Source organism: Bradyrhizobium sp. INPA03-11B (genome assembly GCF_040446015.1).
Taxonomy (GTDB): domain Bacteria; phylum Pseudomonadota; class Alphaproteobacteria; order Rhizobiales; family Xanthobacteraceae; genus Bradyrhizobium; species Bradyrhizobium macuxiense_A.
This window is the reverse complement of the sequence record NZ_JASGSR010000176.1, coordinates 1-12,738: the sequence shown is the minus strand read 5'-3', so window position 1 is coordinate 12,738 and position 12,738 is coordinate 1. Positions and strand designations below refer to the sequence as shown.

The 12,738-nt window shown below is 66.0% G+C and carries 13 protein-coding genes; 9 read left to right on the top strand and 4 right to left on the bottom strand.

Features of this window, described 5'->3' with window-relative positions:
- The 3 genes from QMZ05_RS38015 to QMZ05_RS38005 all read left to right on the top strand — a co-directional run.
- Positions 1-481, top strand: a 481-nt coding sequence (locus tag QMZ05_RS38015; protein WP_353705421.1) for a shikimate kinase, incomplete at its 5' end; no start/stop codon positions are given.
- Positions 478-1,620 (top strand): 3-dehydroquinate synthase, encoded by a 1,143-nt coding sequence (aroB, locus tag QMZ05_RS38010; RefSeq protein WP_353705420.1) that lies wholly within the window; start codon positions 478-480, stop codon positions 1,618-1,620. The genes QMZ05_RS38015 and aroB, both read left to right, overlap by 4 nt.
- A gap of 17 nt (positions 1,621-1,637) precedes the next feature.
- Entirely contained in the window at positions 1,638-2,945 is a 1,308-nt protein-coding gene (locus QMZ05_RS38005) for an HlyC/CorC family transporter (protein WP_353705419.1), read from the top strand.
- A 150-nt stretch (positions 2,946-3,095) separates the two neighbouring features.
- On the opposite strand, the gene QMZ05_RS38000 is transcribed toward QMZ05_RS38005, so the two are convergent.
- Together QMZ05_RS38000 and QMZ05_RS37995 are read right to left on the bottom strand one after the other, a co-directional pair.
- Positions 3,096-3,545, bottom strand: a complete 450-nt coding sequence (locus QMZ05_RS38000; protein ID WP_353705418.1) for a hypothetical protein — start codon at positions 3,543-3,545, stop codon at positions 3,096-3,098.
- Between the two features lie 76 nt (positions 3,546-3,621).
- Positions 3,622-3,897 carry a BolA family protein gene (locus QMZ05_RS37995; protein WP_353705417.1) on the bottom strand — a complete coding sequence of 92 codons (276 nt, stop codon included), beginning with the start codon at positions 3,895-3,897 and terminating at the stop codon, positions 3,622-3,624.
- Between the two features lie 109 nt (positions 3,898-4,006).
- On the opposite strand from QMZ05_RS37995, the gene QMZ05_RS37990 reads away from it, so the two are divergent.
- Positions 4,007-4,642 carry a DnaJ domain-containing protein gene (locus tag QMZ05_RS37990; RefSeq protein ID WP_050423915.1) on the top strand — a complete coding sequence of 212 codons (636 nt, stop codon included), beginning with the start codon at positions 4,007-4,009 and terminating at the stop codon, positions 4,640-4,642.
- A gap of 172 nt (positions 4,643-4,814) precedes the next feature.
- Here QMZ05_RS37990 and QMZ05_RS37985 read toward each other — a convergent pair whose 3' ends face one another.
- Positions 4,815-5,909, bottom strand: a complete 1,095-nt coding sequence (locus QMZ05_RS37985; RefSeq protein ID WP_353705416.1) for a citrate synthase/methylcitrate synthase — start codon at positions 5,907-5,909, stop codon at positions 4,815-4,817.
- A 76-nt stretch (positions 5,910-5,985) separates the two neighbouring features.
- On the opposite strand from QMZ05_RS37985, the gene QMZ05_RS37980 reads away from it, so the two are divergent.
- Positions 5,986-7,209 carry a citrate synthase family protein gene (locus QMZ05_RS37980; RefSeq protein ID WP_353705415.1) on the top strand — a complete coding sequence of 408 codons (1,224 nt, stop codon included), beginning with the start codon at positions 5,986-5,988 and terminating at the stop codon, positions 7,207-7,209.
- 59 nt (positions 7,210-7,268) lie between these two features.
- On the opposite strand, the gene QMZ05_RS37975 is transcribed toward QMZ05_RS37980, so the two are convergent.
- Complete coding sequence (locus QMZ05_RS37975) at positions 7,269-7,931, bottom strand: DedA family protein (protein WP_353705414.1); 663 nt, start codon at positions 7,929-7,931, stop codon at positions 7,269-7,271.
- A 295-nt stretch (positions 7,932-8,226) separates the two neighbouring features.
- On the opposite strand from QMZ05_RS37975, the gene cobS reads away from it, so the two are divergent.
- Genes cobS through QMZ05_RS37955 form a run of 4 tightly spaced genes read left to right on the top strand, consistent with a single transcriptional unit; the run spans position 8,227 to position 12,644 of the window.
- Positions 8,227-9,225 (top strand): cobaltochelatase subunit CobS, encoded by a 999-nt coding sequence (cobS, locus tag QMZ05_RS37970; protein ID WP_076864031.1) that lies wholly within the window; start codon positions 8,227-8,229, stop codon positions 9,223-9,225.
- Between the two features lie 3 nt (positions 9,226-9,228).
- Complete coding sequence (locus QMZ05_RS37965) at positions 9,229-9,639, top strand: GNAT family N-acetyltransferase (protein WP_353705413.1); 411 nt, start codon at positions 9,229-9,231, stop codon at positions 9,637-9,639.
- Positions 9,636-11,534 (top strand): cobaltochelatase subunit CobT, encoded by a 1,899-nt coding sequence (gene cobT, locus QMZ05_RS37960; RefSeq protein WP_353705412.1) that lies wholly within the window; start codon positions 9,636-9,638, stop codon positions 11,532-11,534. Before QMZ05_RS37965 ends, cobT begins: the two co-directional genes overlap by 4 nt.
- A gap of 3 nt (positions 11,535-11,537) precedes the next feature.
- Positions 11,538-12,644, top strand: a complete 1,107-nt coding sequence (locus QMZ05_RS37955; RefSeq protein WP_353705411.1) for an esterase-like activity of phytase family protein — start codon at positions 11,538-11,540, stop codon at positions 12,642-12,644.
- Positions 12,645-12,738: the final 94 nt, after the last annotated feature.

Here is a 12,738-nt window from a genome sequence, read left to right as displayed (position 1 = left end):
GTTCACCGACGCCGACACCGAGATCGAGACGGCGGCCGACATGACGATCCCGGAGATCTTCGAGACCCATGGCGAGGCTTATTTCCGCGACGGCGAGGCGCGGGTGATCGCCCGCATCCTCGACAACGGCCCGATCGTGCTGGCGACCGGCGGCGGCGCCTACATGCGCGAGGAGACCCGGAGCCGGATCCGCGACCGCGCGATCTCGATCTGGCTCAAGGCCGACAGTGATATCATCATGCGCCGGGTCCGCCGCCGCGCCGATCGGCCGCTGCTGCAGACCGCCGACCCCGAGGCGACCGTCAACCGCCTGCTCAGCGAGCGCGAGCCGGTCTACCGCACCGCCGACCTGACGATCGCGTCGCGCGACGTGCCGCATGACCGCATCGTCGACGAATGCCTCGAGGCCCTGCATGCGCACCTGTGCGGCGCGCGGCCGGCCGGCGAGCCACCACCTGATGGATTGAACGCGACCTCATGACTGCGCCCCTGAAACACTCCGCCTCCGTTACCGTCGACGTCGCGCTCGGCGACCGCGCCTATGACATCGTCATCGGCCGCGACGTGCTGGCCTCGCTCGGCGAACGCGTCGCGGCGCTGCGGCCCGGCGTGCGCACCGCCATCGTCACCGACCGCACCGTCGCCAGGCATTGGCTGGAGCCGACCGAAGCGTCGCTCGCCGCCGCAGGCGTGCCGACGTCGCGGATCGTCGTCGAGGAGGGCGAGGGCTCGAAGAGCTACGCGACGCTAACACAGGTCAGCGAAGCGCTGATCGCAGCGAAGATCGAGCGCAATGATCTGGTCATCGCGCTCGGCGGCGGCGTGGTCGGCGACCTCGCGGGCTTTGCGGCTGCGATCCTGCGCCGCGGCGTCGATTTCGTGCAGGTGCCGACCTCGCTGCTCGCGCAGGTCGATTCGTCGGTCGGCGGCAAGACCGGCATCAACTCGCCGCAGGGCAAGAACCTGATCGGGGCCTTCCATCAGCCCGTGCTGGTGATCGCCGATACGTCCGTGCTGGACACGCTGTCGCCGCGCCAGTTCCGCGCCGGCTACGCCGAGGTCGCGAAATACGGCATCCTGGGTGACGAGGCGTTCTTCGCCTGGCTGGAGACGAACCACGCCGACATCTTCGCGGGCGGTGCCGGGCGCGAGCACGCGATCGCCACCTCCTGCCGAGCCAAGGCCGGCGTCGTCTCCCGCGACGAGCGCGAGACCGGCGAGCGCGCGCTGCTCAATCTCGGCCACACCTTCGGCCATGCACTGGAGGCCGCGACCGGCTTCTCCGACCGCCTATTCCATGGCGAGGGTGTCTCGGTCGGCATGGTGCTCGCCGCAGAATTCTCGGCGCAGCTCGGCATGATTTCACCTGGCGATGCGGCCCGCATCGCCCGTCATCTTTCCGCGGTAGGACTGCCGACGCGCCTGCAGGACATCGCAGGCTTCGCGCAGGAAGGTCTCGCCGATGCCGACGCATTGCTGGCGCTGATGGCGCAGGACAAGAAGGTCAAGCGCGGCAAGCTCACCTTCATCCTGCTCGAGGCGGTCGGCCGCGCCGTGATTGCCAACAATGTCGAGCCGCAGCCGGTGCGCGACTTCCTGCAAGCCAAGCTGAAGGCTTAAAGCCACGGATCACGCCAGTGGGATGGTTGACCTTCTCGATCGTGCTGCTCTGTCTCTTGATCTCCGCGTTCTTCGCGGCGAGTGAGACCGCGCTGACCGGCGCCTCGCGCGCCAGCATGCTGCGGCTGTCGAAACAGGGCAACAGCGAGGCCGGCGTCGTCTCAAGGCTGATCAACATGCGCGAGCGGATGATCGGCGCGCTGCTGCTCGGCAACAACATCGCCAATATCGGCGCCTCGGCGCTGGCGACCGGTGTGTTCACCGCCTGGTTCGGCGATGTCGGCGTGCTCTACGCCACCGCGGTCATGACCGTGATGGTCGTGGTGTTCGCCGAGGTGCTGCCGAAGACCATCGCGATCAACGCGCCCGACCGCATCTCGCTGCTGGTCGCGCGGCCGATGCGGCTGACGATCTTGGTGCTGGGGCCGCTGCTGACCATCATCGAGACCATCGTGCTGGCGCTGATGAAGCTGCTCGGCATCAAGGTTGGCGCCCATCAGGCGGTGCTGTCTCCGACCGAGCGCCTGCGCGGCGCGGTCGACCTGCTGCATCACGAAGGCAAGGTCGAGAAGCAGGACCGCGACATGCTGGGCGGGCTGCTCGACCTCAGCGAGCTGCAGGTCTCCGACGTCATGGTCCATCGCACCGAGATGACCATGGTCAACGCCGACCTGCCGCCGGAAGAACTGGTGCGCGAGGTGCTGGCGAGCGAATACACCCGCATCCCGCTGTGGCGGGAGAAGCCGGAGAACATCGTCGGCGTGCTGCACGCCAAGGATTTGCTGCGTGCGATGCGCGCCAATGAGGGCGACATGTCCGCGATCGATGCCTCCGCGATCGCGCTGCCGCCGTGGTTCGTGCCGGAGATGCGCCCGGTCTCCGAACAGCTGAAGGCGTTCCGCCGCCGCAAGACCCACTTCGCCCTCGTGGTCGACGAGTATGGCGAGGTCGAAGGGATGGTGACGCTGGAGGACATCCTGGAGGAGATCGTCGGCGACATCTCCGACGAGCACGATGTCGTCGTCGCCGGTGTCCGTGCCCAGCCGGACGGCTCGGTCGTGGTCGACGGCTCGGTGCCGATCCGCGATCTCAACCGCGCGATGGACTGGCGCCTGCCGGACGAGGAGGCGACCACGGTCGCCGGCCTCGTGATCCACGAGGCGCGCTCGATCCCGGAGCGCGGCCAGAGCTTCACCTTCCACGGCTTCCGTTTCCGCGTGCTCCGCCGCGAGCGCAACCGCATCACCGCGCTGCGCATCGTCGCCGTCCCGCGCGAGGCCGAGCTCGACGAGAAGAAGCCGAAGCGGGCGGGCACGGCGTTCTAGTTGGAGCTGACTCGTCTCCTAGTGCCGTCACCCTGAGGAGCGCGCATCGCGCGCGTCTCGAAGGGTCGACGGCCACCAGCCGGGCCGTGCATCGTTCGAGGCTCGCTCTGCTCGCACCTCAGGATGACGGAATAGGCAATCTGCCAGTCACTACTCGATATCGATCGAGATGCCCGACAGCTTCCATGCGCCGTCGGAGGGGATGAAGCCGAGCTGATATTTCACCTGCTTGGGCGTGGTGTCGAAATGGCCCTTCAGCCGCAGCACGCCCTTGTCGTCGATCTTGGCGTCCTCATCCAGCACGATCGGCTTGGCGACCACGGCGTCGAACACGGCGTGCTTGTCGACCAGGTCCTTGAAGATGGTCTGCAGCTTGTCGGGCGAAAACTGGTCGCGGAACGGCTTCGAGATCTTGGCGTGGAACACGGTGAAATTATTCGCGGCCACCGCGTCGTTGAGCGACACCAGGATGCTCTTGATCAGCACCTCCTGGACGAACGGGCTCGGCATATCCAGCGCCGCGGCCGAGCGTATCGCGCAGATCAGGAGCAGGCCGGCGGCGGTGACGATCGACCGGAAACGTGGCCAGCAAGGGATCATCAATGGCCCCATCTAAGGCGCGGAGGTGCTATTCTCATAACGGAAAACCGCTGCTTCGTCTTGAGGCAAGCGCGAGCTAGCGCGGCTTTTCCCCGGGGCCGTGTGCGTGGATCGCCAGCGCATGCACCGAGCCGGCGAGTTCCTGCGCCAGCGTCGTATTTATCATGCGATGGCGTTCGATCCGGCTCTTCCCTTCGAAGGCCGGAGACACAATATATACCCTGAAATGTGTCTCCCCGCCTGGCCTGTGGCCGGCGTGGCCCTCATGCAGATGTGACTCATCGACCACGTCGAGGCTTTCGGGCAAGAAAGCTTCACGCAACTTGTTTATGATAGCGTCTTTGGTGCTCATGGCGGCGGAGTTAGGTTCGCGACGGCTTTTCGTCAATGGTGCTAGCGGGAAACGAGGTCTGCGCAATGTCAAGACTTGAAGATTTGTGCATTGCGTAGTCAAAGAGATCATGCCGATCGATTCATCAAAATTCTTCGACTCCATTCGCATCAAGCCGACCAAGGTGAGTGCGAAGCGCCAGGCGCAGGCCGGCGAGCAGGCCGTGACCTGCGAGTGGGCGGGTTGCCAGAACAAGGGCGCGCACCGCGCCCCGAAGGGCCGCGAGAATTCGCGCGAGTATTGGCACTTCTGTCTCGATCACGTCCGCGAGTACAACCAGTCCTACAATTTCTTCCAGGGCATGAATCCTGACGACGTCGCGCGCTACCAGAAGGACGCGCTGACCGGTCATCGTCCGACCTGGAAGATGGGCGCCAACAACGGCAAGAAGGAGAGCGGTCTCGATGCCGCCTCCGATCCGTTCCACGTGTTCTCCGAGCTCAACGGCCGCGGCCGCTGGCGCCCCGGGCCGGGCGGCGCAGAGCCCAAGCCCGAGACCCGCAAGGTCATGAACGCCGAGCGCAAGGCGCTGCTGGTGATGGGATTGGGGGCCGAGGCGACGCTGGAAGACGTCAAGTCGAAGTACAAAGCGCTGGTGAAGCAGCACCACCCCGACGCCAATGGCGGCGACCGCTCCACCGAGGATCGCCTGATCGAGATCATCAAGGCGTATAATTATCTGAAGACCGTGGTGCGCGAGGCCTGAGCTCTCGCAATTGTCGTCCCTGCGAAAGCAGGGACCCATAACCACCAGCCGAAATTGTCTGCACAGGATGTCTGCCCCGCTGCTCTATTGATGGGCCGCGGCGTATGGGTCCCTGCTTTCGCAGGGACGACGGCGGGATTTGTGGCCCCGCCGTCGGATGGATTCTGCAGTCTCAACCCTTCGGCGCTGCCCCGACATAGGACGAGCTCGGCCGGATCAGCCGCCCTGTGCGGCGCTGCTCCAGCGCGTGCGCGGTCCAGCCGGCGGCGCGGGCCACGGCGAAGATCGGCGTGAACGCCTGCCGCGGGATCTCCAGCCCGTCGAGCAGGATCGCGGTGAAGAACTCGACATTGGTCTCGAGCGGCCGCTCCGGATTCTTCTTCCGCAGCGCCTCGCGGATATAGGCTTCGACCTCGCCGGCAAACGGCAGGTCGGCGCCACCGGCCTCCAGGCGCTCGATCGCGAGCTTGAGCACGTCGGCGCGTGGGTCGCGCACGCGATAGACGCGGTGACCGAAGCCCATCAGCCGTTCGCCATGCGCCAGCGCGCCGTCGACCCAGGGCTTGATCCGCTCGCGGGTGCCGATCGCATCCAGCATCTCCAGCACCGGCTCCGGCGCGCCGCCATGCAGCGGGCCGGTCAATGCGCAATAGCCGCCGGTAATGGCCGCGAACAAATCGGCCTGGGTCGAGGCGATCACCCGCGTGGTGAAGGTCGACGCGTTCATGCCGTGGTCGCAGACCGTGACGAGATAGGCGTCGAGCGCCGCGACCTCGCGCGGCGCCGCCTTGCGGCCCAGCAGCATATGCAGCGTGTCGGCGGCGTGGCTAACATTCGGATCGGGCGCGATCGGCGCCTGTCCCTTGGCTTGCTGCACCAGGGCGCCGGCGATCACCGGGAAGGCGCCGACGATGGTCGCCTCGTGTTCCAGTCCGTTCTCGCCGCGAAGGCCTGCGATCGCGGCACGGAAGCCGTCGACGATCGACATGCCGCGCGTTGCCGGCAGCAGGTCGGCCAGCCGTGCGAAGGCGCGTTCGCGGGCGGCGCCGAGGCTGGCGCGGACATTGGCCTCGCTCAGCGTCTTGCCGGTGGCGCCGTTCCACAGCCGCGCCGTGACGCCCTCGAAGCTCGACTTGCCGGCGAGGTTGGCGACGTGCTCGCCGGCGATGATGAGTTCGCCGCGCTCGCCGTCGACATGGCTCAACACGGTCTCGGCGGCGGGAACGCCGTCCAGACCGATCTGGCTCTTGGTGAGAATCATGTTCATGGCCCGATCTCCTTGCTTCACGCCTTGAAAGTCGGGCCTCTCGACGAGTTGATCAATCTTGATTATATAAATCAATATGAAAAAATCCGCCGAGCTGTACCTCTCCGCCCGGGAGGCCGCCGCCGAGCTCGCGATCTCGCCGGCGACCCTCTACGCCTATGTCAGCCGTGGCCTGATCCGCTCCGAGCCGTCACCGGATTCGCGCAGCCACCGCTACCGCGCCGAGGACATCAGGGGTCTGAAGGAGCGCCGCGTGCCGTCGCCGGAGCCGCGCGGCTTCCGCAATTTCGATGCCGATTTGCCGGTGATGGATTCGGCGATCGCAACCATCACCGAGCAGGGTCCGATCTATCGCGGCGTCAACTGCGTCGATCTCTCCCAGCGCGACACGCTGGAGCACACCGCGACGCTGCTGTGGGACGTCACCGGCGTCGATCCGTTCGCGCCGGACAATTGCCCGCATGTCTCCGATGAAATGCGTGCGATCGCCGAGGCCGCGCGGCGCGCCCAGCCGATCGACCGGACGGTCGCAGTGTTTGCGCTGGCGGCGAGTGCCGATCCCGGCGCCTTCACCCGCGCGCCCGATGGCCGCGCAATGGTCGGCGGGCGCATCCTGCGGCTGCTGGTCGCGACCATGCTGAACGCTGTGCCGTCGGCCGAGCCGCTGCACGAGCAGGTGGCGCGGGTCTGGACGCCCGACAACAAGCACGCGCCCGACCTGATTCGCCGCGCGCTGGTGCTGCTCGCCGATCACGAATTGAATGCGTCCACCTTCACCGCGCGCTGCGCGGCGTCGACCGGCCTCAATCTGTACGATGCCGTGATCGCGGGGCTCGTCGCGTTGAAGGGGCCGATGCATGGCGGCGCCGGCGTGCTCGCCTCGCGCCTCGTCAAGACGATGATCGACAATGACGTCGCGCCTGTGGTGCGCGAGCGGGTTGCGCTCGGCGAGCGCTTCGCCGGCTTCGGTCACGGCGTCTACAAGAAGGGCGATCCGCGCGCGATCTCGCTGCTCGAGGCGCTGACGCGGGCCGGCGCGCCGCGCAAATTCACCAGGGAAGTGCCGGACAGAATCGCGGAGGCGACCGGCGAGTTCGTCAATATCGACTACGCACTGGCGGTGCTGGTGCACGCGCTGCGGATGCCCGCCGGCAGCGAGCTCGCGCTGTTCGCGATGGCGCGCAGCGTCGGCTGGATCGCGCATGCCAGCGAGCAGCTTCAGCTCGGCAAGTTGATTCGGCCTCGCGCGCGCTATGTCGGCCCGGCACCCGGGCGGGCCGGCACGACCAATAGTATCTAGAGCATGATCCGGAAAAGTGGAGGCCGGTTTTCCGAGGAGATCATGCTCAAGTAAAAGAGCTATTTCGTCGGTCTGGCCGGTTCGATCAGGCCGCCGCCATGGCGGCGGCGAATGGTCCAGATCGCGAGCGCCAGGATGACCGCGCCGCCCGCCACCGCGAACATCCATAGATGCTTGCCGACATGTTGATGATGCGGCAGGCCGGCATAGTCGTGCAGCGCGGTGACGGCGAGCACGCCGGGCAACACGTGGGCCGGCGCCCAGAGCAGGATCGCGGGAATGTTGACCGCGTAGAAGCGCGCCGGCGGCATGTCGAGCGCACCGGCGGTGATCGGCACGAAGGCCCGAATCGGCGGCACGAAGCGGGCGAAGAACACCGCGAGCACGCCCCAGCGGTTGAAGAAGGCCTCGCTCTGCGCGACCACGCGCGGATAATTGGAGAGCGGCCAGGCGGAGAGGATCTCGCGCTGGCTGCGATAGCCGATCATGAAGGCCGTGCCGTCGCCGAGCATCGCGCCGCACGCCGCCGCGGCGAGCACCGGCCACAGCTTCAATTCGCCGCCCGGGACCAGCGCGCTCAGCGCCAGGATGATGGTCGAGCCCGGCACCAGCGAGCCGACCACCGGGACGGCTTCCAGCAGCGCGGCCAGAAACAGCGTCAGATAGGCGAGCCAGGCATGGGCCGAAACGAATGCGATCAATGGGTCAAGGAATGAAGTCACAGAATCCCTGGGTGGCGATGAAACAAGTCCGAGAGCTAACAACTCCGCGCCGGGCTGAAAAGTGCCCGGCCCGGACAGGCCGCCGTGGCGCTGCGGCGAAAGTACGGCGGGATTTGCAGAGCAGCCTTCCAAAAACCGAGTTTCGCGCCTATCTTTATGATACAACGACGGAACTTTGATTTGCCCGTGGGCTTCTGCCGGCCGATGCTCTCTGCTAGGCTTGTGCGTAGCACCCCATCCGCAGCCAAATGACCTTAAATCTGGTTTCGGGAATGCCCGGGACCTCGGAGGATGAATGACGACCGCCGTCCAGACCAAAGAGCAAGAACCCGTCGGCTTGCCCGACATGAAGGTTTCGGTTCGGCAGGTCTTCGGGATCGATAGCGATCTGGAAGTTCCCGCCTATTCCGAAGTCGATCCGCATGTGCCGGAAGTCGACAGCGACTATCGCTTCGACCGCGCCACCACGCTCGCGATCCTCGCCGGCTTTGCCAAGAACCGCCGCGTGATGGTCACCGGCTATCACGGCACCGGCAAGTCGACTCACATCGAGCAGGTTGCGGCCCGCCTCAACTGGCCCTGCGTGCGCGTCAACCTCGACAGCCACATCAGCCGTATCGATCTCGTCGGCAAGGACGCCATCGTGGTCAAGGAAGGCAAGCAGGTCACCGAATTCCGTGACGGCATCCTGCCCTGGGCGCTGCAGCACAACATCGCGCTGGTGTTCGACGAATACGACGCCGGCCGTCCGGACGTGATGTTCGTGATTCAGCGCGTGCTGGAAGTCTCCGGCCGCCTGACGCTGCTCGACCAGAACAAGGTGATCAAGCCGCATCCGGCGTTTCGCCTGTTCTCGACCGCCAACACGGTCGGCCTCGGCGATACCTCGGGCCTCTATCACGGCACCCAGCAGATCAACCAGGGCCAGATGGACCGCTGGTCGATCGTCACCACGCTGAACTACCTCGCCCATGACGAGGAAGTGGAGATCGTGCTGGCCAAGGCGCGCCACTACCGCACGCAGGAAGGCCGCGACATCGTCAACAAGATGGTGCGGCTGGCCGATCTCACCCGCAACGCGTTCGCCAATGGCGACCTGTCGACCGTGATGAGCCCGCGCACGGTGATCACCTGGGCCGAGAACTCGGACATCTTCAACGACATCGGCTTCGCATTCCGCGTCACCTTCCTCAACAAGTGTGACGAGCTGGAGCGGCCGCTGGTCGCCGAGTTCTACCAGCGCTGCTTCAACGTCGAGCTGCCGGAATCCTCGGTCAACGTGGCGCTCAGCTAGTCCATGCCGAAAATCTCCGTCGAGCGCACAGTCACACAGACGAAGAAGGCGGTGCTCGGCGGATTGCTCCGCTACAACAACGAGAAGATGGGGAAGCAGAAGTACAAGCGCTTCGCCATCTCGCTGCGGCAAGGCGACGAGATCGTCGGCGGCATCGTCGGCGAGGTCTGGACCGCGGTGTTGTTCATCCAATTGTTCTGGATGGAGCAGAAGTTTCGCAACAAGGGCTTTGGCGCCAAGCTGATCAAGGCGATCGAAGACGAGGCGCGGCGCTTCGGAGCGACGCGAGCCTATCTGGATACGATGAGCTTCCAGGCGCCGGGCTTCTACCGCGCCAACGGATATAAAGAGTTCGGTTCGATTGAGGGGTATCCCGGCGGCGTCACGCGCCACTGGTTTACGAAATCGCTATGACAACCTCCAATATCAAATTCCGTCCCGGATCGAAGGAAGCGCCGACCGAGCCGTTCAAGCGCTCGGTGTCGGCGTGCCTGAAGGCGATCGCCAAGAAGCCGGAGCTCGAGGTCTCTTTCGCCGCCGAGCGGCCCGGGCTCGCGCCCGGCAAGGCGCGGCTGCCGGAGCCGGCGCGCAAGATGACCAAGCGCGATGCGGCGATCGTGCGCGGCCACGCCGATTCGATCGCGCTCAAGATCGCCTGTCACGATCCCAAGGTGCATCGCAAGCTGATGCCGGGCAATCCGCAGGCCCGCGGCGTGTTCGAGGCGGTCGAGCAGGCCCGCGTCGAGGCGATCGGCTCGCGCCGGATGGCCGGCGTTGCCAAGAACCTCACCGCGATGCTCGACGATCATTTCCACCGCGGCAAGTATGACGAGATCACCGACCGCGCCGACGCGCCGCTGTCGGATGCGCTGGCGATGCTGGTGCGCGAGCGTCTCACCGGCATGGCGCCGCCCGCGGCCGCCAAGAAGATGGTCGATCTCTGGCGTCCGACGCTGGAGGACAAGATTGGCTCGCGGCTCGATAAGCTCAGCCGTTTCACCGAGGACCAGGCGAGGTTCGGCGACCTCGTCCATGATCTGCTGTCGGCGCTCGATCTCGGCGACGATCGCAACATGGATTCCGACGATGACGAGGACCAGGACGAGAACCAGGACGGCGAGAGCGATCAGTCCGGCGCCGAGGGCTCACCCGATTCCGACGCCGCACAGGAGATGAGTGCCGATCAGGCCCAGACCACCGCGGACGAGATGAGCGAAAGCGCGATGGAGAGCGCGCAGGCCTCCACGTCAGACACGTTCGACGACGGCGAGCTCGGCGACGACGAGACGCCGGGCGAGGCGACGCGGCCGAATTCGCGCGGCCAGAACGAACCGCGCGGCCCGGAATATCATGCGTTTGCGCCCAAGTTCGATGAGGTGATCGCCGCCGAGGACCTCTGCGACCACGACGAGCTCGAACGGCTGCGTTCCTATCTCGACAAGCAGCTCGCGCATCTGCAGGGCATCGTGGCGCGGCTCGCCAACCGCCTGCAGCGCCGCCTGATGGCGCAGCAGAACCGCGCCTGGGATTTCGATCTCGAGGAAGGCATCCTCGATCCGGCGCGGCTGTCGCGCGTCGTCACCGATCCCTATCATCCGCTGTCCTTCATGCACGAGAAGGAGGCGACCTTCCGCGACACCGTGGTGACGCTGCTGCTGGATAACTCCGGCTCGATGCGCGGCCGTCCGATCACGGTCGCCGCCACCTGCGCCGACATCCTGGCGCGCACGCTGGAGCGTTGCGGCGTCAAGGTCGAGATCCTCGGCTTCACCACCCGCGCCTGGAAGGGCGGCCAGTCGCGCGAGGCGTGGCTTGCCGCCGGCAAGCCGGCCAATCCCGGCCGCCTCAACGATCTCAGGCACATCATCTACAAGTCGGCCGATGCACCGTGGCGTCGCGCGCGGAAAAATCTCGGCCTGATGATGCGCGAGGGTCTCCTGAAGGAGAACATCGACGGCGAGGCGCTCGACTGGGCGCACAAGCGTCTGCTTGCGCGTCCCGAGCAGCGCCGCATCCTGATGATGATCTCCGACGGCGCGCCGGTCGACGACTCCACGCTGTCGGTCAATCCCGGCAACTATCTCGAGCGGCATCTGCGCCACATCATCGAGGAGATCGAGACCCGCTCGCCGGTCGAGCTGATCGCGATCGGCATCGGTCACGACGTGACGCGCTACTATCGCCGTGCCGTCACCATCGTGGATGCCGAAGAGCTTGGCGGTGCCATCACCGAAAAGCTCGCCGAGCTGTTCAGCGAGACCCACGGCTCGGCGCCCGCACCGGGCACCCGGCGCCGCCTGCACTCGTGAGACATGCGCTCACCCGTTAGCCGCCGCCATTTCCTGAGAGATGTGGCGGCGGGGCTGTCGGCGGCAGCAGTGCCGCGTCTCGCGCGGGCAGAAGGCGCGAGCCAGTCGGCGCTGACACCGGGACCGCCGGGCAGACCAGGCCGTCACCGGGTCGATGAACCCGTCGCGGTCGAGGTCAACGCACGGCCGCTGCCGTCGTTCGATATCCGTGATCGTGCAAAGGTGCGGTTCGGCGCGCTGGAATATCGCAGCGGTCTCATTCTGACCTCGTCGTTTTCCGGCTTCGGCGGTCTCTCCGCGCTCAGGCTCGACGCCAAGGGCGAACGCTTCATCGCGGTCAGCGACCAGGGCACCTGGTTCACCGGTCGCATCGTCTACCGCGGCCGCGACATGATCGGGCTCGACGATGTCGAGGCAGCGCCGCTGCTCGCGGCTGACGGCCGGCCGATCACCGCGACCCGCGGCTGGTATGATTCGGAATCGCTCGCGCTCGACGGCTCCATTGCCTATGTCGGGCTCGAGCGGGTCAATCAGGTGCTGCGCTACGATTTCGCCAAGGGCTTTACCCGCTCGCGCGGCGAGCTGGTGCCGCTGCCGCCGGCGGCGCGCAAGCTGCCCATCAACAAGGGGCTCGAGGCGCTGGTCTTCGTGCCCAAGGATCTGGCCAAGGATCTGCCCAAGGGGCAGGCGCTGGCCGGCACGCTGATTGCGATGTCGGAACGCGGGCTCGATGCGAGCGGCAATTTGATCGCCTTCCTTGTCGGCGGCAAGACGCCGGGCCAGTTCAGCGTCCGCCGCACCGAGAATTTCGATATCAGCGATGCGGTGCTGCTGCCGTCGGGCGATCTGTTGATCCTGGAGCGGAAATTCTCCTGGCTCGGCGGCGTCGGCATCCGCATCCGCCGCCTCGCGCTGTCCGACATCGCGCCCGGCGCCGTCGTCGACGGCCCGGCAATCTTCAACGCCGATCTCGGCAACGAGATCGACAATATGGAAGGCATCGACGCACATGTCACCGCCGAGGGCGAGACCGTGCTGACCGTGATCTCCGACGACAATTTCTCCCTGATCCAGCGCAATCTCCTGCTGCAGTTCACGCTGATGGAGTGAGGTTCACCCTCCCCTGGAGGGCAGGGCTATCGCATGTGGCCGAGGAGTTCGAAGAGGAAGGCATCGTTCCATCCGGCGCGCTTGAGCTTGCCAC

Excerpts from the sequence above, each read along its gene's own strand:
- QMZ05_RS38000 (WP_353705418.1), bottom strand. The coding sequence starts at position 3,545 with ATGATCCCTTGCTGGCCACGTTTCCGGTCGATCGTCACCGCCGCCGGC.
- QMZ05_RS37995 (WP_353705417.1), bottom strand. The coding sequence starts at position 3,897 with ATGAGCACCAAAGACGCTATCATAAACAAGTTGCGTGAAGCTTTCTTG.
- aroB (WP_353705420.1), top strand. The coding sequence starts at position 478 with ATGACTGCGCCCCTGAAACACTCCGCCTCCGTTACCGTCGACGTCGCG.
- QMZ05_RS37980 (WP_353705415.1), top strand. The coding sequence starts at position 5,986 with ATGAAAAAATCCGCCGAGCTGTACCTCTCCGCCCGGGAGGCCGCCGCC.
- cobT (WP_353705412.1), top strand. The coding sequence starts at position 9,636 with ATGACAACCTCCAATATCAAATTCCGTCCCGGATCGAAGGAAGCGCCG.
- QMZ05_RS37955 (WP_353705411.1), top strand. The coding sequence starts at position 11,538 with ATGCGCTCACCCGTTAGCCGCCGCCATTTCCTGAGAGATGTGGCGGCG.
- cobS (WP_076864031.1), top strand. The coding sequence starts at position 8,227 with ATGACGACCGCCGTCCAGACCAAAGAGCAAGAACCCGTCGGCTTGCCC.
- QMZ05_RS37990 (WP_050423915.1), top strand. The coding sequence starts at position 4,007 with ATGCCGATCGATTCATCAAAATTCTTCGACTCCATTCGCATCAAGCCG.
- QMZ05_RS37965 (WP_353705413.1), top strand. The coding sequence starts at position 9,229 with ATGCCGAAAATCTCCGTCGAGCGCACAGTCACACAGACGAAGAAGGCG.
- QMZ05_RS37985 (WP_353705416.1), bottom strand. The coding sequence starts at position 5,909 with ATGAACATGATTCTCACCAAGAGCCAGATCGGTCTGGACGGCGTTCCC.